Annotated in this window: 18 protein-coding genes; 9 read left to right on the plus strand and 9 right to left on the minus strand. The window is 36.6% G+C overall.

The window, feature by feature from the left end; all coding sequences use genetic code 11:
* Nucleotides 1–101: 101 nt before the first annotated feature.
* From IO90_RS02700 to uvrB, 5 genes are all read left to right on the plus strand, one after another.
* The gene (locus tag IO90_RS02700; protein WP_228374636.1) at nt 102–2,546 is read left to right on the plus strand and encodes a TonB-dependent receptor plug domain-containing protein; all 2,445 of its coding nucleotides are present in this window, start codon (nt 102–104) and stop codon (nt 2,544–2,546) included.
* Nucleotides 2,547–2,662: 116 nt separating this feature from the next.
* Nucleotides 2,663–3,031, plus strand: a complete 369-nt coding sequence (locus IO90_RS02705; protein WP_034963666.1) for a BlaI/MecI/CopY family transcriptional regulator — start codon at nt 2,663–2,665, stop codon at nt 3,029–3,031.
* Nucleotide 3,032: 1 nt separating this feature from the next.
* Entirely contained in the window at nt 3,033–4,379 is a 1,347-nt protein-coding gene (locus tag IO90_RS18265) for a M56 family metallopeptidase (protein WP_051878213.1), read from the plus strand.
* The gene (locus IO90_RS02715; RefSeq protein ID WP_034963668.1) at nt 4,380–4,820 is read left to right on the plus strand and encodes a hypothetical protein; all 441 of its coding nucleotides are present in this window, start codon (nt 4,380–4,382) and stop codon (nt 4,818–4,820) included.
* 60 nt (nt 4,821–4,880) lie between these two features.
* Nucleotides 4,881–6,872 (plus strand): excinuclease ABC subunit UvrB, encoded by a 1,992-nt coding sequence (gene uvrB, locus IO90_RS02720; RefSeq protein WP_034963670.1) that lies wholly within the window; start codon nt 4,881–4,883, stop codon nt 6,870–6,872.
* On the opposite strand, the gene IO90_RS02725 is transcribed toward uvrB, so the two are convergent.
* The 6 genes from IO90_RS02725 to IO90_RS02750 all read right to left on the minus strand — a co-directional run bounded on the left by IO90_RS02725 (nt 6,869) and on the right by IO90_RS02750 (nt 11,602).
* Nucleotides 6,869–7,633: a lipopolysaccharide kinase InaA family protein gene (locus IO90_RS02725; RefSeq protein WP_034963672.1), complete on the minus strand. Its 765-nt coding sequence runs from the start codon at nt 7,631–7,633 to the stop codon at nt 6,869–6,871. The genes uvrB and IO90_RS02725 overlap by 4 nt on opposite strands.
* A 45-nt stretch (nt 7,634–7,678) precedes the next feature.
* The gene (locus IO90_RS02730; RefSeq protein WP_034963675.1) at nt 7,679–8,716 is read right to left on the minus strand and encodes a glycosyltransferase family 9 protein; all 1,038 of its coding nucleotides are present in this window, start codon (nt 8,714–8,716) and stop codon (nt 7,679–7,681) included.
* A 3-nt stretch (nt 8,717–8,719) separates the two neighbouring features.
* A complete protein-coding gene (locus IO90_RS02735) occupies nt 8,720–8,971 on the minus strand; it encodes a DUF3820 family protein (protein ID WP_051878268.1) in 252 nt (83 codons plus the stop codon).
* 11 nt (nt 8,972–8,982) lie between these two features.
* Nucleotides 8,983–10,074, minus strand: a complete 1,092-nt coding sequence (locus IO90_RS02740) for an AI-2E family transporter (protein ID WP_034963677.1) — start codon at nt 10,072–10,074, stop codon at nt 8,983–8,985.
* Nucleotides 10,075–10,095: 21 nt separating this feature from the next.
* The gene (locus IO90_RS02745; protein WP_034963680.1) at nt 10,096–10,824 is read right to left on the minus strand and encodes a beta-carotene 15,15'-monooxygenase; all 729 of its coding nucleotides are present in this window, start codon (nt 10,822–10,824) and stop codon (nt 10,096–10,098) included.
* A 70-nt stretch (nt 10,825–10,894) separates the two neighbouring features.
* The gene (locus IO90_RS02750) at nt 10,895–11,602 is read right to left on the minus strand and encodes a hypothetical protein (protein WP_034963682.1); all 708 of its coding nucleotides are present in this window, start codon (nt 11,600–11,602) and stop codon (nt 10,895–10,897) included.
* A 249-nt stretch (nt 11,603–11,851) separates the two neighbouring features.
* On the opposite strand from IO90_RS02750, the gene IO90_RS02755 reads away from it, so the two are divergent.
* A complete protein-coding gene (locus IO90_RS02755; RefSeq protein WP_410492582.1) occupies nt 11,852–12,796 on the plus strand; it encodes an aminodeoxychorismate synthase component I in 945 nt (314 codons plus the stop codon).
* A complete protein-coding gene (locus tag IO90_RS02760; RefSeq protein WP_034963686.1) occupies nt 12,780–13,406 on the plus strand; it encodes an aminotransferase class IV in 627 nt (208 codons plus the stop codon). Before IO90_RS02755 ends, IO90_RS02760 begins: the two co-directional genes overlap by 17 nt.
* A gap of 87 nt (nt 13,407–13,493) precedes the next feature.
* Here IO90_RS02760 and menD read toward each other — a convergent pair whose 3' ends face one another.
* From menD to IO90_RS02775, 3 genes are all read right to left on the minus strand, one after another.
* The gene (gene menD / locus IO90_RS02765) at nt 13,494–15,158 is read right to left on the minus strand and encodes a 2-succinyl-5-enolpyruvyl-6-hydroxy-3-cyclohexene-1-carboxylic-acid synthase (protein ID WP_034963687.1); all 1,665 of its coding nucleotides are present in this window, start codon (nt 15,156–15,158) and stop codon (nt 13,494–13,496) included.
* Nucleotides 15,159–15,320: 162 nt separating this feature from the next.
* A complete protein-coding gene (locus IO90_RS02770; protein WP_034963689.1) occupies nt 15,321–16,361 on the minus strand; it encodes a PA0069 family radical SAM protein in 1,041 nt (346 codons plus the stop codon).
* Between the two features lie 206 nt (nt 16,362–16,567).
* Nucleotides 16,568–16,762, minus strand: coding sequence for a hypothetical protein (locus IO90_RS02775; RefSeq protein WP_034963691.1), 195 nt, complete (start codon nt 16,760–16,762; stop codon nt 16,568–16,570).
* A 188-nt stretch (nt 16,763–16,950) separates the two neighbouring features.
* Between IO90_RS02775 and IO90_RS02780 the strand changes: the two genes are divergently transcribed.
* Both IO90_RS02780 and IO90_RS02785 read left to right on the plus strand, forming a co-directional pair.
* Nucleotides 16,951–18,279, plus strand: a complete 1,329-nt coding sequence (locus IO90_RS02780; RefSeq protein WP_034963693.1) for a 2TM domain-containing protein — start codon at nt 16,951–16,953, stop codon at nt 18,277–18,279.
* A gap of 7 nt (nt 18,280–18,286) precedes the next feature.
* A complete protein-coding gene (locus IO90_RS02785) occupies nt 18,287–18,553 on the plus strand; it encodes a 2TM domain-containing protein (protein ID WP_034963695.1) in 267 nt (88 codons plus the stop codon).
* Nucleotide 18,554 lies beyond the last annotated feature (1 nt).

Consider the following 18,554-nt stretch of genomic DNA (forward strand, 5'->3'; position numbering starts at 1 on the left):
AAATGGGGTTTGATTTGAAAATAATATTTATTTTGACATAAATTGTTATTTATTTCAATGCTTGTTTGAAAAAAAGTATAATTTTGACTAAAATTAGAACTATGTATATCGGAATCAAAAAAATTAGTGTTGTTTTCTTTCTTGGGGCAAGTACTTTGTATTTTGCACAGTCAACGTCTGACACGCTTTCTAGAGAAACTTCTCTGGATGAAGTAACTGTGATAGGAACTCGAAATAAAAAAAGGACAGTTACGGACACTGCAGTTCCTGTGGATATGATTGATGTAAAACAAATCAGCCAATCGACTGGTCAAGTAGATGTCAATCAGCTTTTGCAGTTTGCAGCGCCCTCTTTTAATTCTAATAAGCAATCTGGATCCGATGGTGCCGATGCTGTAGATCCTGCAACTTTGCGAGGTTTGGGACCAGATCAGACTCTGCTTTTGTTGAATGGAAAACGCTACCATCAATCCTCTTTAGTCAATATCTTTGGAACTAGAGGCCGTGGAAATACGGGTTCGGATCTGAACACCATTCCTGTTGCGGCTATAAAAAGAGTTGAGATCCTGAGAGATGGCGCTTCAGCTCAATATGGTTCTGATGCCATTGCAGGCGTTATCAATGTGGTTCTGAATGACAGAAATCACGGTTTCGAAGGTAGTGCGTTCTATGGTGCGAATCTTTTTAAAAGTCCTGGAGATAATGATGTGGTTTCAGATAGAAAATTGGATGGAAATACTTTTGATTTCAGTGGAAATCTTGGAACGAAAATCGGAACCAAAGGTGGTTTTGGAAACTTTACGGTAGAATTTGTTAATAAAGATTATGCTATTCGTAATGCAAATCCAGACAAGCACGACGCACCGAGACAAAGATTTGGCGATGCAAAATCCAACAATATCTATTTCTTTGGAAATATTGAAGTGCCTTTGACAGACGGGTTGACTTTTTATTCTCAACCGGGATTTTCTTATCGTAATACGAAAGCATATGCCTGGACCAGATCGGCGGATGCAGACGGTAATATTCCTGAAATCTATCCTGATGGATTCAATCCGGTTCAGAACACTAAGATTTCTGATTTTACATTTGATAATGGCTTGAAGTTCAAGATCGGAACTTGGGACTTTGATTTCTCCAATGCCTTTGGTAATAACAGATTCATTTATCAGATTGACAATACAATCAATGCAACTTTGGGTGTGAATTCGCCAACAAGTTTTGATGCAGGCGGGCATTCACTTTCTCAAAACGTAACCGGAATTAGCACGAGTAAAGCATTCGATTTCCTAGAAGGTTTTAATCTTGCACTTGGAACAGAATTCCGTTATGAAAAATTTAATATCATCAGAGGGCAAGAAAGTTCTTATGCGATGTATGATGTTAATGGAAACGTGGTGACAGCAAGTACAAATCCTGATTTACTAGTAATTAATCCATTGACTGGCGATGTAAGACCTGGCGGATCTCAAGGATTTCCGGGATATTCTCAGGAAGTTGGAAAAAGCAGAAACAATTTTGCCGCCTATGTGGATACAGAGCTTGACATCACAAAAAAATGGATGGTAAGTGCAGCTGGAAGATTTGAAAATTACAGTGATTTTGGAAGTACGGTAAACGGAAAATTTGCCACCAGATATGCTATTACGCCACAGCTTGCTTTTAGAGGATCGGTTTCTACAGGATTTAGAGCGCCATCTTTGGTTCAGAAGTATTACAGTTTGCAGTTCACTAATTTTCAAGGTGGAGAATTGGTGACCGTTCAGCTGGCTTCCAATGATAGCGAGTTGGCACAAAAAGCTTTTATTCCAAAACTGAAACAAGAAACTTCTCTCAACGGAAGTGCGGGATTTACTTTCAATACAGGGAAATTCACGGCAACAGTTGATGGTTACTATATCAAAGTAAAAGACAGGATTGTTTTGACGGGAACATTTGACCAAAGTGATGATGTCATTGGACAAACGCTTGCCGATTTAAAAGTGGATCAAGCTCAGTTTTTCAGTAATGCTGTTGACACAAAATCCAAAGGGATAGATGTGATTTTGAATTACACCACAGATTTAGGCCCGGGAAAATTGTCCACAACATTGGCTGGAAATTATAATGAAATGGAAATTACAGATGTTCATACGCCTGCACAGTTGGCAGGGAAAGAAGATGTTTTTTTAGGTGCAAGGGAACGCGCATTTATCTTGGCTTCTGCCCCGAAGACCAAAATCAATCTGAATTTGAATTATAAAATCCAAAAATTCAATGCGAATTTACAATTGGTGAGATTTGATAAAGTGACTTTGATTGGCTACAATGGACCAGACGATTTCCAAACTTACACACCGAGAGTCACCACGGATTTTTCTGTAGGTTATGATTTTACCAAGAGTCTATCTTGGACTATTGGTGGGAAAAACGTCTTCAATAGATATTCTACATTGCAATATGGTGCTGTTTCTGAAGGGAATACAGAATCTGGCGGTATCTTTGATCCAGTTCAAATGGGTTTCTCCGGAAGGCAGATTTTTACTCGACTTAGTTTTAAATTCTAACTTAACTAGCTACTTTTTTTTTAAAGGATTCAAATATTTGAATCCTTTTTTTTGTAGAAAATTTGCTCAATCAAAATTTAATTCTACATTTGTAGAACAAAATATAATGTTGTAGAATGAACGAGCAAAAACTGACAGAAACCGAAATGATTTTAATGGAAATCCTCTGGAAAAAAGAAAAGGTTTTTATGAAAGATATTTTGGAAGATTACGCCGATCCGAAACCTGCGTCAACAACCATCGCAACTTTGTTGAAACGAATGCAGAACAAAGATCTGGTGGGCTACAAACTTTACGGAAACTCGCGAGAGTATTTCCCGAAAGTGAAGAAAGAAGATTATTTCCAAGGCGAAATGACTTCTATGATTGACCGTTTTTTTAATAATTCTGTGACCCAGTTTGCATCATTTTTTACCTCGAACGCAAAACTTTCCCAGAAACAATTGAAAGAACTTCGAGACATTATCGATAAAGAAATAAAGTGATATGGAAACTGTTATTTTCAAAGTAATTCTTTGTTCATCGTTGTTGATAGCAATTTACTATTTGTTTTTACAAAGAGAAAAGATGTTCCGCTTCAATCGGTTTTACCTTTTGGTCGCGTTGGTCTTTTCTTATGCAATTCCTTTTGTTAAGATTAGTTTACCTGCTGTTCGGGAACAGAAGAATCAATTGGTTTTTGAAGAAATCCAGACACAGCAATTGATCCAAAATTCATCTCAAATTTCAGAATTCAATTGGCTGAATTTAATTTTAATTATTTACAGTTTGGTAACTTTTATTTTGATTATCAAAGCCTTGATTTCAATTTTTAAAATTATAAATCAAAAAGGAATTGATTTGGTTTATGAAAATCAAAATATCAAATTGATAGAAAAAAATTTACCTCCATTTAGTTTTTGGAACAAGATTTATCTCAACAAAACGCACTTCGAAAACCAAAAAATTGATAACTGGATTTTCCTCCACGAGAAAACACATTTGATTCAAAAACATTCTCTGGACTTGATTTTTGTTGAATTTCTAAAAGCCGTTTCCTGGTTCAATCCTGCGATTTATCTCTATAAAAAAGCAATCACAGACAATCACGAATTTTTGGCAGATGAGGTGATCATAAGCAAAGAGTTCAATGTCAGAGATTATCAAAAATTGATTTTGGCAGAAGTGTTACAAGTTCAGAATCTGTCATTGATCAACCCATTCAATTTTAACAATACCAAACAACGATTTATTATGATGACCACCAAAAAATCAAAACTCGAAAACCTAAAAAAGATTTTTGCAGTCTCTGTAATTGCAGTCTCCAGCTTTTTCTTTGTTCAAAAAGTTTACGCTTCAGGAAATACTAAAAATGATCTTCTGAATCCAGAATTTCAAATTGACAATTCTTTAAAGACTGATACAGTAGTAGTTGTAAAAGATTTTAAGAATGAAAATTCCAAAGTCAAAAAATCAAAAAAATATAATTCTAAAAAACAATTTGAAGATCACGAACTTCCAATTCCGCCACCGCCACCGCCGGCAGTCAATTTTAGCAATGCAGAGTTTCCGGAGGGACTGAATGATTTGAGGAAAGGAATTGCGGACGCTTTCGATTCTTCATTCATTGGAAAAGATGAAAAAGTAACGATGAAAACGATGCTTTATGTGACAATCAACAAATATGGAGAAGCAGTTGAGGTAAAGCCAGATGGGGCTCATCAGAAATTCAATGAGGAAGCTGTAAAAGCATTCAGGGCTGCAACAAAAGGTAAAATCTGGAAACCGGCTACCGAAGAAGGCAACCCAACAGCGACCGTTTTCCAACTTCCAATCACAATGCAGTTTCAATAAATGACGGGAAGAACTATCGGAGTTATTTTGGTGATTATAATTTGTCTTTGCTTTAATTCTTGTACATCTTTTAATAAATATTCAAAATTCAACAAAGTTCAAAATTGTGGAGAAGACAACATTTTTCTTTGTATTACCAACGATGGTTTGAAAATCAAATATCAATCTTTTGGAGGTTTCGATTTTGCAAAGAATTCCAAAGAATACAAAAAATTGAAGGTCGGAAAAAAACGGAAATTCAAGAATATTTTGCTTTATGGACAATCGAAAATCATCAACACAGAATATTATATTTTGATTGATAACAAAGAAAAAAAGACTGGTTTTGTTTATAAAGATACGATCATCAACAAGATTCCAATATCCGTCGCGGTGAATGATTCTTCGAATAAAATCAATAAAGAATTTCTGCTGAAAGGGCTTCTGGATTTTGATGAATAATTTCCAAAAAATGTCAAACTTTCCAAAATTGGGACGTTTTTTATTTCGTATTTTTGTGTTATGCAATTCAAACTTCAATCAGAATATCAACCCACTGGAGATCAGCCAAAAGCCATCGAGAAATTGGTGGAAGGTATTAATATTGGCGAAAAATATCAAACCCTTTTGGGAGTTACAGGTTCCGGAAAGACATTTACGGTTGCCAATGTTGTGAATCAAGTTCAGAGACCGACTCTGGTTTTGGCACACAATAAGACTTTGGCCGCTCAGCTTTTTATGGAGTTCAAGGAGTTTTTCCCGGACAATGCGGTGGAATATTTTGTGAGTTACTACGACTATTATCAGCCGGAAGCTTTCATTGCTTCCACAAATACTTACATTGAGAAAGATCTGAGCATCAATGAAGAAGTGGAGAAACTAAGACTTTCTGCCTCTGCAAGTTTACTTTCCGGAAGACGTGACGTTTTGATCGTAGCTTCGGTTTCCTGTATTTATGGTGTTGGAAATCCGAAGGAATTTGAAAAGTCATTAATTACAATAACAAAGAGTGAAAAGATTTCTAGAACGAGATTGCTTAATTCTTTGGTTAGTGCATTATATTCCAGAGCTTTGAATGAATTTCAGCGTGGAACTTTTCGTGTAAAAGGCGATGTAATTGATGTTTATCCAGCGTATGCAGACACAGCGATCAGGCTTCAATTTTTCGGTGATCAGATTGAGACGATCCAAAGTTTTGATCCGGTTTCAGGAAATGTCACTTCGAATTTTGATACGATTAATATTTATCCAGCCAATCTTTTCGTAACCACGCCTGAGACGATGCAAGGGGCCATTCGTCAGATTCAGGATGATATGGTGAAGCAAGTAGATTTCTTCCGAGAAATTGAAAAGCCATTGGAAGCAAAGCGTTTGGAAGAGCGGACAGAATTGGATTTGGAAATGATCCGTGAATTGGGCTATTGTTCTGGAATCGAGAATTATTCGAGATATATGGATGGGCGTTTGCCAGGATCAAGACCTTTCTGTTTGTTGGATTATTTTCCGAAAGATTTTTTGATGGTCATTGACGAAAGTCACGTGACGATTCCGCAGGTTCACGCAATGTACGGAGGCGACAGAAGTAGAAAGGAAGTTTTGGTGGAACACGGTTTTCGTTTACCGGCAGCGATGGACAACCGACCTTTGAAATTTGATGAGTTCGAGACGATGCAAAATCAAGTGATCTATGTTTCTGCGACGCCTGCAGATTATGAACTGGAGAAATCCGGCGGAACTTATATCGAGCAGATCATCCGACCGACAGGACTTTTGGATCCAATCATCGAGGTTCGTCCGACGATGAATCAGATTGATGATCTCATCGAAGAAATTCATAAAAGAGAAGAAGCAGACGAGCGTGTTTTGGTAACGACTTTAACCAAAAAAATGGCGGAAGAGCTGACCAAGTATTTCACGAAAGTTGGAATCCGGACAAGATATATCCATTCCGATGTGGAAACTTTGGAAAGGATTCAAATTATGCAGGATTTGCGTCTTGGTTTGTTTGATGTTTTGGTTGGTGTGAATCTTTTGAGAGAAGGATTGGATTTGCCGGAAGTTTCCTTGGTGGCGATTTTGGACGCTGATAAAGAAGGAATGTTGCGTTCCAGAAGATCGATGATCCAAACCGTTGGTAGAGCGGCAAGAAACCTGAATGGACGCGCAATAATGTATGCCGACAAAATGACGAAATCGATGCAGGCCGCAATAGATGAAACCATTTACCGTCGAGAAAAACAAATGCAGTACAACACCGAGCACGGCAAGGTTCCGATGGCATTGAACAAAAAAATCAGTGAAAATCTAGTTGGTAGAAGCAAGGATTTCCCAGACGAAAAATACACGCAGAAAGTGCTGATGCAGGAAGTTGCCGAAACCAAAGCCAACTATGCAAGCGAAGACATCGAGAAAATTGTGGTCGCAAAACAGAAAGAAATGGAATCTGCTGCCAAAAACCTTGACTTCATAAAAGCAGCAAAATTAAGAGATGAAATTGCAGCCTTGAAAGCTTAGCGTTTTTTGAAAAAGAATTTATAAAACTTCAGAATATTTTTTGCCTTGCGTTTAAACGCTTTTTTCTTCGTAAAATCTAAGATTTTATTATAACAAAATTCAGGAGATTGTGCAGATAATCTTGCATATTCTGTGCTGATTATTTTGATGATTTCTTGCTCATTGGTCAATCTTTCGAAGTTGTGAAGTCTTTTGTTGAGGTCGATTTCTTGGTGGAAATTCATTCGGTTGAGGTCAACCAAAAAGAAGCGATATTCACCCTCAACTTTTTTGATTAGGAAATTGCCGCCAGCATTATCAATAAAAATAATTCCATTCTCGTGAAGTTGGAAAATCAACTTAGTGTAATCCTTAATAATCCTTTCTCTGTCAGGAAATGAATGATTGTGAAGGGCATCGCTCAAGGTGAAAACATCTTCCAATTGATCACTCACATAATAACTAGAAGTCACGCCGATAAAATCATGATTTTCAATAAAGGCAACAGGCTTTGGCGTAAAGAATCCCTTATCCAAAAGCATTTGCGCGTATTCGTAAGATCTTCGGGATTTGGATTTCCGGTAATATTTGTAAACGTGACGATTGATAATATTATGTTGCTTGAACGATTTAAAATTGAATTTCAAACCATCTACCACAAAGTATTTGACAACATTTCGATTGCCGTGACCAACTACGACGCCATCATTTTTAAAATTCTTTAGAATGTTTAAAATATCATTTTTGTACTGCGAATACGCCTCGGAAAGAACAAAGTTCATAATAATTGGGTTATAGTTTTTAAAAGTCCATTCGGAGTTCTAATATTATAAAGACGTTTTGATGAGGTCGATTACTTTATCCTGATCCACATTATTTGTATTGATGGAAAAACTTTTGTCGTTATAAGGTTGGTACATCGTCTCATCCGTTACTTTGAAAAGTCCTATAGTCGGGACGTTTACAGAACTTGCAAGGTGCATCACGCCATTATCAGCCGCTACAAAAAGCGCACAATTTGCTAAGAAACCTCCCATTTCCCGAATGTCTGTACTATAGAAATTGGGGATTTTGAAATTCAATTTCGATATGTTTTCGACAGGCAAAAGTTCGATGATATTGTAATCAGGAAAGGCAGTTTTGAGTTTTTCATAGAAAGTGTTCCACCATTCTTCCGAATAGATTTTGGCGCCCGTTGCGTTGGTAAACAGACAAATTGTTTTCTTGTTGTTTTGAACGATTTTCTGAACATTCGCTCTACCTGTTTCAAGTTCTTCTTGGTCGAGAATTATTTTTAATGGTGGGATTTCAGAATTGTTTTCGGGAAAGCCTAATTCGGTCAGATATTTTCGAAGATTGTAAATTGTCTTCTTTGCATCGTGGTTGTAATCCGGATATTTTGAGTTCAGCTCGTCATCATGATCACCAAAAAACTTGTATGTCGCATTGGTAGCAAGAATCGACAATCTCCCTGAAGACGAGCCCGGATTGGAGTTGATCGCCAAGTCATATTTCCGAAACTTCAATTGAAACCAACCTTTGATGTATTTGCCTAAACTGCTAAAAGGTTTCTTGGGAAGCTGGTTGTAGCGATGAATGTTTTTGTAATTTTTGTAGATGATCGGAGTCACACCACCTTTTACAAAAAGATCGATTCTGCTATCTGGAAATGTATTGATAACTTCCTGAACCAAAGGTGTTAAAAGCAAAAGGTTTCCTAATCTGTGATTGGGTCTTGAGATTAAAATTCTTTGGATTTTAGTATTTTGATTGTTTTTAATACCTGCATTAGATTTACCAATGTTTTTGGTGAGACGTCTCATCAGAGATCGTCTGGCAGTATTAATTTTTTTTTTAATTTTCATTAATTAAAACTTATAAGTCGTTTTTTTATCTTTAGAATAACTGACTTTTCCACGGATCGGAGTTAACAAATCCATCAAACCATTGATCTTGATTTCGTAGATTGTAGATAGTTGCATTCCCAATTTCCCCTTCGGCATTCCTTGACTTTGAAACCATTCAAGATAATTGATCGGCAAGTCTGCGAGAATTGTGTCTTTGTATTTTCCAAAAGGCATTCTGACTTGGCAGATTTCTTTTAGAATTTCAGGATTCAAACCTTCCATTTTTAAACAATTAAATCAATTTTATCTTCGAGATCATCTTTATTAGCAGGCAATTGTAGAGATGGCGGGGTGTCTTCATCAGAGAATTCATCTCTATAAACTTGGATCAGTAAAACTGTAATTGACATTAAAATAGGACCAAAAACCAATCCCATAAATCCAAACAAATTGATACCCAAAATAATTCCGAAAACTGTCACAAGTGGATGGATATCTTCCAATCGTTTCAATAATGTAAATCTCAACAAATTATCTGTAAGCCCAACAACAATAAGTCCGTAGATCAAAACGCCGACACCTTGTCCTGTTTGTCCTTCTGCAATCATATAGATCGCAACAGGAACATAGACAATCGCAGCTCCAACCACGGGAAGCATCGATGCAACGGCTGTCAGAGCAAACAAAAGGATGGCACTCGGTGCTCCAAAAATCCAATAACCAATCAATGCTACCACACCTTGGCCGATGGCTACAACTGGAATTCCAATCGCATTTGCCATCACTAGTTTTGTGAACTTATTACCTAATAATTGTGTGTTGGATCTTTTGAAAGGCATTGCTTTCGCAACGATTCTCTCAAATACACGTGCTCTCACAAACATAAAGTACAAGATAAAATACATCGACATAATGACTGTAAATGTATTCACCGTCGTGCTAAGAGCCTTTGTAGATAAGCCTCCGGCAAAGTTGGTAACTTTCGTTATATTTTCTTTGCTTAGAATATCAAATCCAACTTTCTGATAGATAAATTGATGAATCTTCTCCAGAAAAACATTGAACTTTTCCATATAAACCTGTGCATTATCCATCTTCTGTACCAGCATATCTACGATAAAATAAACAGGCAGGATGAGGATAATCAAGGAAGCAACCATAATTACGGTTGCCGCAAGCCAAGGTTTCCAGTGCTTTTCTTCTACAAGGTAATTGTTGTACTTTCTACAAACGATGTAAAGCGTAACAGCTCCTAAGAAAGATGGAATGAACAAGGCCAGATTCCAACAAATCAAACCGACAAAAACGCAAATTAAAATAATTAAAGCAATCTGTTTAATAACAACAGAGTCAATTTGTTTCTCGGAATCTGACATAGTTTTAAAGTTTATTTGATGTTAATCTATTTGTCTTGGCGCACCTTGGTAAGCACAATAAGTAGAATACATTGCAATGTAAACGAAAGGAATAGTAAGGTAAACTCCCACGCAACAAAGAATGATTCCGGCAATGCTAATAAGTCCGGCCAACAATGCAGTAATTAAAACTGTGCCATAATTTGCCTGAACGATAGCAAAAGATTTTTTAAGCGCATCAATAGCACTTGCCTTTTCAAAAAGTAAGATCGGATAACCAAGGAAAAAGAAAGGCATAATGAAGATTGCTGGCAAAACACACATTATTAATAAAATAAACAGTGCAATCTGCGTAATCAAAGCATAGATAAGGATGTTGATAAAGTTTTGTCTGTAAGCAAAAAAGATATCAGAAACCACAATTGGTTGCTTGAAATTTGATTTGTTGGCAACATAGATCAAACTCACAAAAATAGGCGTCAGAAGCAATGTTAAGAAAAAATTGGCACCACTGTATAATGCAAAACCAGGAGCGGCTATGATATCTGAGTAGCCAAAACTTCCTCCAGCAGCCTGTGCTTCTTCTACCAATGATCGAGAATCAAAGCCAGTCAACAATTGAATGACAAGACTTAGCAAAAAGTAGATCACGACCGCAAGAAAGCAGTACAAAAAGCTGTTCTTGAAGATTTCTAATGCGTGAGAAATGATGTTTCCGGTTTCCTGCGTTGGTACGTTGGCAGGCGAATCGAATTCGGTAAAATTTTCCATATAGTTTGATTTTGTAGTTTATAATCAAATCTACACAAAATTTTCTTGAATCAAATTAACTCATAAACAATTATTCTTCAAAATCCCCGATTAAATGTTTGTAAAGGACATAGATCATCGCGTTCCAAAACGGAAACGTGATGAATATTCCAAAGAAAAACATAATAAAACCGCTATAAGAAAACAGAATTGAAACAATCATAGCAATAAAAAGAAGAACGAAATTTTTTTGAAAAGTCTGCACACTGATTTTGAAAGATTGAAAATAATTAAAACCCTTGAAGAAAATCAAAGCCGGAACAAACAAAGCCATCGGAATCCACAGTAAAGTAAAGACGGAAAGGAAATTATTGACCAGACTCCACGCAAGCGAATAGGTCACAAAAACGAAAAAATAACTCCCTTGAAATCCTGCAAAAAGGTCGCTTGTTTCTGGTTTCTCGCCAAGATCCAACTTTCTGTAGATCTTCAGAAAACCGATATTCAAAGGGAAAATCACCGCTTTGACGACAATCATCACTTGCAAAAACAAAATCGCATTGTCGGTTTGCATCAGCTCGCCATATCTATTGAAAAAGGCTTTTCCATCCGTATAGATCAAGCCCTGAAACTTCTGAACTTCTTCAAAAAGTCCGTAGTATCGGAATGCGTAAGAGCCTGCAAAAAGCGTTATAGCAAAATAAATCACACAAAACAAAAACTGAAACGGCAAAGTTTTCATCCAATATTCGTATGCTTCTGTCAGTATTTTCCCGATTTCCGGTTTTGGCGTCGTCATTCTCAAAATTTTTTGCAAAAGTAACCATTAATTAAGGACTATCGCAATTGACGATTTTATTTTGGGCAACTTATCTGCCTGTAGTTTATCCTGAGCGAAGCCGAAGGGTTCCCAATTGTCACTCAGAGGTTCTCGAAGAGTCCACGCAGGCAGGGTTGCGGGATTTGTTGTTCTTAACAACCATTTCCAATTTTTTAGAAGACTTTTCTCTATTTTTGTTTAATGTTTCAAAATCCACAGTTTCAAAGAATGAACGAGTTGTCAGAAAGAAAAGAACCCTTTTTTTTCTTAATCGATTTTTTGATGGATGAAGTTAGGATTTTCACTCAAACTGATATTCAAAATAATAGTTTATTAATTGATTTTCAAAATATTACAAACGTTTCCAATGAGTACGCGACAATTCCAAACTTTGAATGGAAATCATTCCCAGAAACACTAGAAGATTATCAAAAAGGATTTAAAATTGTCCAGGAAAATTTAAAAAAAGGAAATTCCTATCTCACCAATTACACCCGAAAAACCGAAATTGAAACCAACTTGACCTTGGAAGATATTTTCAAATTTTCAAAAGCCAAATACAAAATCCTGGTTCCAGATGAATTCGTCTGTTTTTCCCCTGAAACGTTCATCGAAATCATTGATAATAACATTTTTACGCATCCAATGAAAGGAACAATCGACGCGGAAATCGAAAATGCAGAGAACATTTTGAAAAATGACCCGAAGGAAAAAGCGGAACATTACACCGTTGTCGATTTGCTGAGAAACGATTTGAGTATGGTAGCCAACAACGTTCGCGTCAAAGATTTTCAAAGAATCGATTTCATCAAAACAAAACAAAAAAATCTCCTCGCAATGAGTTCCGAAATCGAAGGCGAAATCAAACCAGAATTTCAAAACAAAATTGGTTCAATTCTCCAAAAACTCTTGCCAGCTGGTTCTATTCTCGGTGCTCCAAAACCAAAAACTTTGGAAATCATCCTCGAAGCTGAGAAATATGACCGAGGTTTTTACACCGGAATTGCAGGCTATTTTGATGGAAAAAATCTTGATTCCTGCGTGATGATAAGATTTATTGAAAAAGAAAATGGAAAACTATTTTTCAAAAGTGGAGGTGGAATCACGCACCAAAGCGACTTAGAAAGCGAATACGAAGAAATGAAAAACAAAATTTATGTCCCGATTTATTGAAAGCATCAAAGTGGAAGACCAGAAAATCTTCCTGGCAGAACTTCATCAAAAAAGAATGAATGAGACATTTTCCCATTTCGGAAAATCGTGTACAATTGATATTAAAAGTTTATTCTTAAACCTCGAACACGATGAAGATGGACTTTACAAATTCCGAATCGAATATGATTTGGAAAACAATTTCAAAACGCAAATTCTTCCGCACGCCATTTCGGAACACGATGATTTTGAATTGGTCATAGATAATGAAATTGATTACAGCTTCAAATCAGCCGACAGAACGCAATTTCAAATATTAAAAGAAAAAAGTGGCGCCGAAGAAATCATCATCATCAAAGAAAATCAAATCACAGACACGTCCTATTCCAATCTCCTTTTCCTGAAAGATAAAACTTGGTTCACCCCGAAAACTTATCTTCTGAATGGCATAATGCGACAAAGTTTATTGGCCTCGAAAAAAATTAAGGAAACCGAAATTACAATCGAAAATATCAAAGAATTTTCTCATTTTCAATTGATTAACGCTTTGAATGATTTTGATGAAATGTTTATTTATCCAATTGAGAAAATCATCAATCTGCCGAAAGAGGAAACGGATTTGGAGTTTTGAATTTCTAAAGAATCTTTAATTCTCGCAGATTTTGCAAATTTTGCAGATTTTTAAAATCTGTGTAATCTGCTGAATCTGCGAGACAATTTACTTCAATTCCGCAAAATACTGCTTCAAAATATCCGCATTATTACATTCCGACGTCATTACTTCTAAAATCTTTGGTTTCGGATTGGGTTTGAAGAAGTTGGGTAACACTCTGTCCAAGGTGATTTCGTCTTCCACTTTCGTATAATCAAAGCCAAAGTTTTTCGCCAATAATTCTGCGTTTCTGTTATGTTTCGTGGCGATAAACTCGTCCAAAGCATTGGTTCCACTTGGTCCAGGAATGATTTTGAAGATGTTTCCTTCTGCATTGTTGAAAATCACAATTCTCGTGTAAGGTGGAATATATTGGTTCCAAAGTCCGTTGATGTCGTAGAAAAATGACAAATCTCCAGTTATCAAAATCGTAGGTTCATCTTCCATCATCGCAAATCCCATCGCGGTAGAAGTACAACCGTCGATTCCGCTGGTTCCTCGGTTGCAATAGACGTCGTGCTTCTGATAATCAAACAATTGCGCATATCGAATCGCTGACGAATTGGAAAAATGAATCTTGTAATTTTCAGGAATTTGAGTGGACAAAAGCTTAAACAAATAAAAATCTGAGAAAGGCGCCTTGTTCAAAAACTCCTCGTGTTTCGCATCTTTTTTATCCTTCAAAACGTCCCAAAGATTGAAAAATGGTCTTGGTTCCAAGTTGATGGCTTTCAACAATTTGGAGAAGAAAATCTCAGCTTTGGTTTCTATTTTTTGCGTTAATGCGTAGTAAGTATCTGGTTGCCAATACTCGTCAATGTGCCAATGTTGCAGTGGTTTGGCTTTTCGAAGGAATTGTTTCACGCGTTTTGAAACAACATTTTGCCCGATTGTAATTAACAAATCTGGCGCATAAGTCCTGAAATCTTCTTCAGTAAAATCTGTAATATATCGGTCGATGTGGGCAAAAAATTTCTCGTGCTGAAGATTGGAATTCATTTCCGTTAAAATTACAACAGTATGATTTTTAACCAATTGAGAAAGTTGCGCTTGTAATTCTGGATTTGGCGCCAATGTTCCGGCAAGAATCAAAATTCGTTTGGAAGTGTGCCAATCTGCGACTAAGTTTGTCGGAAGTTCGTAAGTCTTTTTCTGAATTGTTTTTTCGACGGTTGGCAAAACCGGCAATTCATCTACCAAGTTGTAAAGTGGCTCTGTCAAAGGAATATTGATGTGAACCGGACCACTTTTTTCGATGCAAAGTTCAACCGCTTTTTTGATGGTTTCGAAGTTGTAATCTTCTGCGCCATCTTTCTCATCTTCCAGCAATTCGAAATCGCCGTAGGAATGTTGCTGGAAAATATTTTTTTGTCTAATCGTTTGTCCATCAAATAAATCCACAAAATCCGAAGGTCTGTCTGCGGTCAAAATCAAAAGTGGAATGTTTTGATAAAAAGCTTCCACAACAGAAGGGTAATAATTGGCAACCGCAGAACCACTTGTACAAGTAAGTGCAACAGGTTTCTTTATAGATTTAGCAATTCCTAAACCAACAAATCCGGCCGACCTTTCGTCCACAATACTGTAACATTGGAAAGCATCAATCTCAGAAAAATGAATCGACAAAGGCGCATTTCTGGAACCTGGAGAAATGATGATTTTATCGATGCCGTATTGTTCAAGAATATGTGCGAGAATTTGGATGCTTCGTTTTGCGGAATATTGCTTCATTTGTGAAAACTTACTATAATAAATATATTATTTTAAACCACATAGAAACATAGCACTATTTATACTTGAATTTTAAGTTAAAATAGATTTTGCAGATAAATACTATTGTGTCTATGTGGTTTTTTATTATGCAAATCTAATCAAAAGCATTGGAAATTCTGCCTAAAACAATCGCAATTGTTGCGTTCTGCTTCCCGTGAAATGTTCGGTTGTGAGACTCGCTCTTTCCTGATTTGCAAAAAACTTTTTCTTACCAATTTCAAAGGTCTTATGAATCATCTCTGCAATATTTCCTTCACCTTGATAACGCTGGAAATATCTTTTCTCGCCAAGATTTCCACCTCGCATCGAGCGGATGAGATTCAGAACTTTATCTTTTCTATCAGGGAAATGGGTTTCCAGCCATTGGATGAAAACGGGTTCAACGGTGTCATTCAATCTGACCAAAGTGTAACCGCAACTTCTCGCGCCTGCTTCGGAAACCGCTTTCATTATCCCAAGACTTTCGTCGCTTGTTAATCCTGGAATCACGGGAGCAATCATCACATTTACGGGAATGTTTTTCGATGATAAAACTTCTATGGCTTTCAGTTTATTTTTTGCAGTTGAAGTTCTTGGTTCCATCACACGTCGAAGTTCTTCATTGATGGTCGGAATGCTGAGCGAAACGGAAATCAAATTTTTCTCCGCCATTTTTTCGAGAATGTCAATATCTCTCAGAACCAAAGCGTTTTTTGTAATGATGGAAACCGGATGTCTGTAATCCAAACAAACCTGAAGCAGTTTTCGCGTGATTTCAAATTGTCTTTCAATCGGCTGATAACAATCTGTGTTGCCAGAAAGCATAATGGTTTTCGGAACGTAAGATTTCTTCTGAAAAGTTTTCTCCAAAAGTTCCGGCGCATTTTTCTTGACCATCAATTTTCTTTCGAAATCAACGCCTGCACTGTAACCCCAAAATTCGTGAGTCGGTCGGGCGAAACAGTAGGAACAGCCGTGCTCGCAACCTTGGTACGGATTCATAGAATAATCCATCATCAGGTCTGGACTTTTGATGACATTGATGATGCTTTTCGGGAAAACTTCTGTGACTTGTGTTTTGATTAAATCCAATTCAAAATCTTCCGGTTCGTGCGTGAATCGGTCAAATTTGTTGACGACATTTCGTTGAGCGCCTTGCCCTTTTGGGATGAAATCTGACATTGGAGTTTTAATTTTCTCGCAGATATAATTGATTTTAGCAAATTTTCAATGAGAAATAATTTGCTGAATCTGCAAAATCAGCGAGAGAATAATTTCAAAATTATCATTAGAAAAATAAAATCTCTCTTAAAATTCCGGAAAGTTTTCCACAAAAAAATCCGGCTCGTGAGAACCGGAAATCTGTATAATTTAAATAGTGTGTGTTTCTATAAGAATGCGTCTAATTCTACGCCATCATTGGGATTTGCATAAGATTTTCGCTGATGCCCGAATAAGAGATGATGGTCTGAATAATCGCTGTTGTAAATCCTGTTTTTTAAATATTTTCTTGCTACCAAAATGCCAAGAACAGTTGCTGTTCCAAAGATTCCGGCAAGAACTATTTCTACATTTCTGTTCATATTATATTCCTTTGTGATTTTTTCAAAAGCAAAAGATGTTCCTTTTTGAAATTTTGTTTCAAATCTTTAGGATAATTTAAGATTTCAACTGTGCTTTTTACAGTTCAGTCGGTTTTTTTAACAATTCGGTCATATATAATTGCTTAACTTTTCATTCTATCCTAATTTTGAACCAAGAAATTAAAACAATGAACAAGAAAAGTATCATATCGCTATTTTGGGTTGCCTTCGGTGTCAACATTTTTTTCTTCATCTTAGATACGGATGAGAAGACGGTAGAGAATTTTTTCTTCGGATTGTTGGTTTGCTTGATGTATTCTTTTTTCATTGGACTTAGCAACGGGTTTACAAATGAGCAGTTGAACAAGAAGTTTTCCTGGACGGAGCAAACGAGAACGCGCGTTACACTTGGAATCATTTTGGTCATCGTGGTGAATGTTGTCGTGAGTTATTTGTGTGGCTACATCAATTTTGTTTTGATTCAGAAAACGGCTACGACGGAAACTTTCTTCTCTGTAAAGTACAGTTTTGTGAATTGGTTTACGATAAATATTGCCTTGTTGATTTCCGCTTTTCTCCACGCCAAAGGCTTTATGGAAGAGCTGAAAAAAACTTCGAAGAAAGAAGTCGTTCAGCAAAAGTTGATTGCCAATTCTGCCAATGCACAATTCGAAAGTCTTAAGAATCAATTAGATCCGCATTTTCTTTTCAATTCTTTGAATGTCTTGTCAGCTTTGATTGATGAAAATCCGAATCAGGCTCAGAAATTCACATCATCGATGTCGAAGATTTACAGATATGTTTTGGAGCAAAAAGATAAAGAATTGGTAACGGTTTCAGACGAGATAGAATTTGCAAAAACCTACTGTAACCTTCTGAAAACCAGATTCGAAGACAGCGTAGATTTTGAATTCGAAGTGAAAATTGAGGACGAACAGAAATTCGTGGTTCCGCTGTCGCTCCAGCTTTTATTGGAGAATTGCATCAAACATAATTTTGCGACATCCAGCAAACCATTGATCATCAAAATATATTCAGAAGACAGTTATCTCTCGATAGAAAATAACCTTCAGAAAAGAGAGCAACTGAAAGAAAGTGCCGGAATTGGTCTCGCCAACATCGTTCAACGCTACTCACTTCTTACAGACCAGAATGTTTTCGTAGAAGAATCAGAAAGTAATTTCAAAGTCAAAATCCCAATATTAACAGAAAAAAAATCTCAAAAAATGAATACTTACATCTCTCCAGACACAGAAAATATCGCTTACGAAAGAGCGGTGAAAAGAGTAAAGGAACTGAAAGGTTTCTACGGAAACTTGATTTCTTACTGCATCGTGATTCCATTTTTGATTATCATCAATCTCTTGACTTCTCCGGACCACATTTGGTTTTATTGGGCAATGCTCGGCTGGGGAATCGGTGTTGTGGCGCACGCAATGAACGTCTTCGCTATTGGAAAAAACTGGGAAGAAAAGAAGATCCAGGAAATAATGAGTAAAGATAACTTCGGAAAATAAAGGTGTGATGGAAAATGATAGTTATAAACTTAGACTGAAACTGGCAAAAGCCAGAATGAAAGAAATAAAAGCTTTTTACATAATGCTTTGTGGAATCGTAATTCTTGTGCCTTATCTCATTTATATCAATATGCAGACGACGCCCGACCTGCAATGGTTTTGGTTTCCTGTGATCGGATTTGGAATCAGCATTTTGGGATATTCAATCTATCTTTTTACAGGTAAAAACTGGGAAGACAAGAAGATCAAAGAATTACTTAACAATCAAAAATAAT

This window comes from Chryseobacterium sp. FH1 (assembly GCF_000735135.1).
In the GTDB taxonomy this organism is placed as follows: Bacteria; Bacteroidota; Bacteroidia; order Flavobacteriales; family Weeksellaceae; genus Epilithonimonas.

Bases quoted from the DNA above. Each gene is read 5' to 3' on its own strand.
- IO90_RS02700 (WP_228374636.1), top strand. From the start codon at position 102: ATGTATATCGGAATCAAAAAAATTAGTGTTGTTTTCTTTCTTGGGGCA.
- IO90_RS02705 (WP_034963666.1), top strand. From the start codon at position 2,663: ATGAACGAGCAAAAACTGACAGAAACCGAAATGATTTTAATGGAAATC.
- IO90_RS18265 (WP_051878213.1), top strand. From the start codon at position 3,033: ATGGAAACTGTTATTTTCAAAGTAATTCTTTGTTCATCGTTGTTGATA.
- IO90_RS02715 (WP_034963668.1), top strand. From the start codon at position 4,380: ATGACGGGAAGAACTATCGGAGTTATTTTGGTGATTATAATTTGTCTT.
- uvrB (WP_034963670.1), top strand. From the start codon at position 4,881: ATGCAATTCAAACTTCAATCAGAATATCAACCCACTGGAGATCAGCCA.
- IO90_RS02725 (WP_034963672.1), bottom strand. From the start codon at position 7,633: ATGAACTTTGTTCTTTCCGAGGCGTATTCGCAGTACAAAAATGATATT.
- IO90_RS02730 (WP_034963675.1), bottom strand. From the start codon at position 8,716: ATGAAAATTAAAAAAAAAATTAATACTGCCAGACGATCTCTGATGAGA.
- IO90_RS02740 (WP_034963677.1), bottom strand. From the start codon at position 10,074: ATGTCAGATTCCGAGAAACAAATTGACTCTGTTGTTATTAAACAGATT.
- IO90_RS02745 (WP_034963680.1), bottom strand. From the start codon at position 10,824: ATGGAAAATTTTACCGAATTCGATTCGCCTGCCAACGTACCAACGCAG.
- IO90_RS02750 (WP_034963682.1), bottom strand. From the start codon at position 11,602: ATGACGACGCCAAAACCGGAAATCGGGAAAATACTGACAGAAGCATAC.
- IO90_RS02755 (WP_410492582.1), top strand. From the start codon at position 11,852: ATGAACGAGTTGTCAGAAAGAAAAGAACCCTTTTTTTTCTTAATCGAT.
- IO90_RS02760 (WP_034963686.1), top strand. From the start codon at position 12,780: ATGTCCCGATTTATTGAAAGCATCAAAGTGGAAGACCAGAAAATCTTC.
- menD (WP_034963687.1), bottom strand. From the start codon at position 15,158: ATGAAGCAATATTCCGCAAAACGAAGCATCCAAATTCTCGCACATATT.
- IO90_RS02770 (WP_034963689.1), bottom strand. From the start codon at position 16,361: ATGTCAGATTTCATCCCAAAAGGGCAAGGCGCTCAACGAAATGTCGTC.
- IO90_RS02775 (WP_034963691.1), bottom strand. From the start codon at position 16,762: ATGAACAGAAATGTAGAAATAGTTCTTGCCGGAATCTTTGGAACAGCA.
- IO90_RS02780 (WP_034963693.1), top strand. From the start codon at position 16,951: ATGAACAAGAAAAGTATCATATCGCTATTTTGGGTTGCCTTCGGTGTC.
- IO90_RS02785 (WP_034963695.1), top strand. From the start codon at position 18,287: ATGGAAAATGATAGTTATAAACTTAGACTGAAACTGGCAAAAGCCAGA.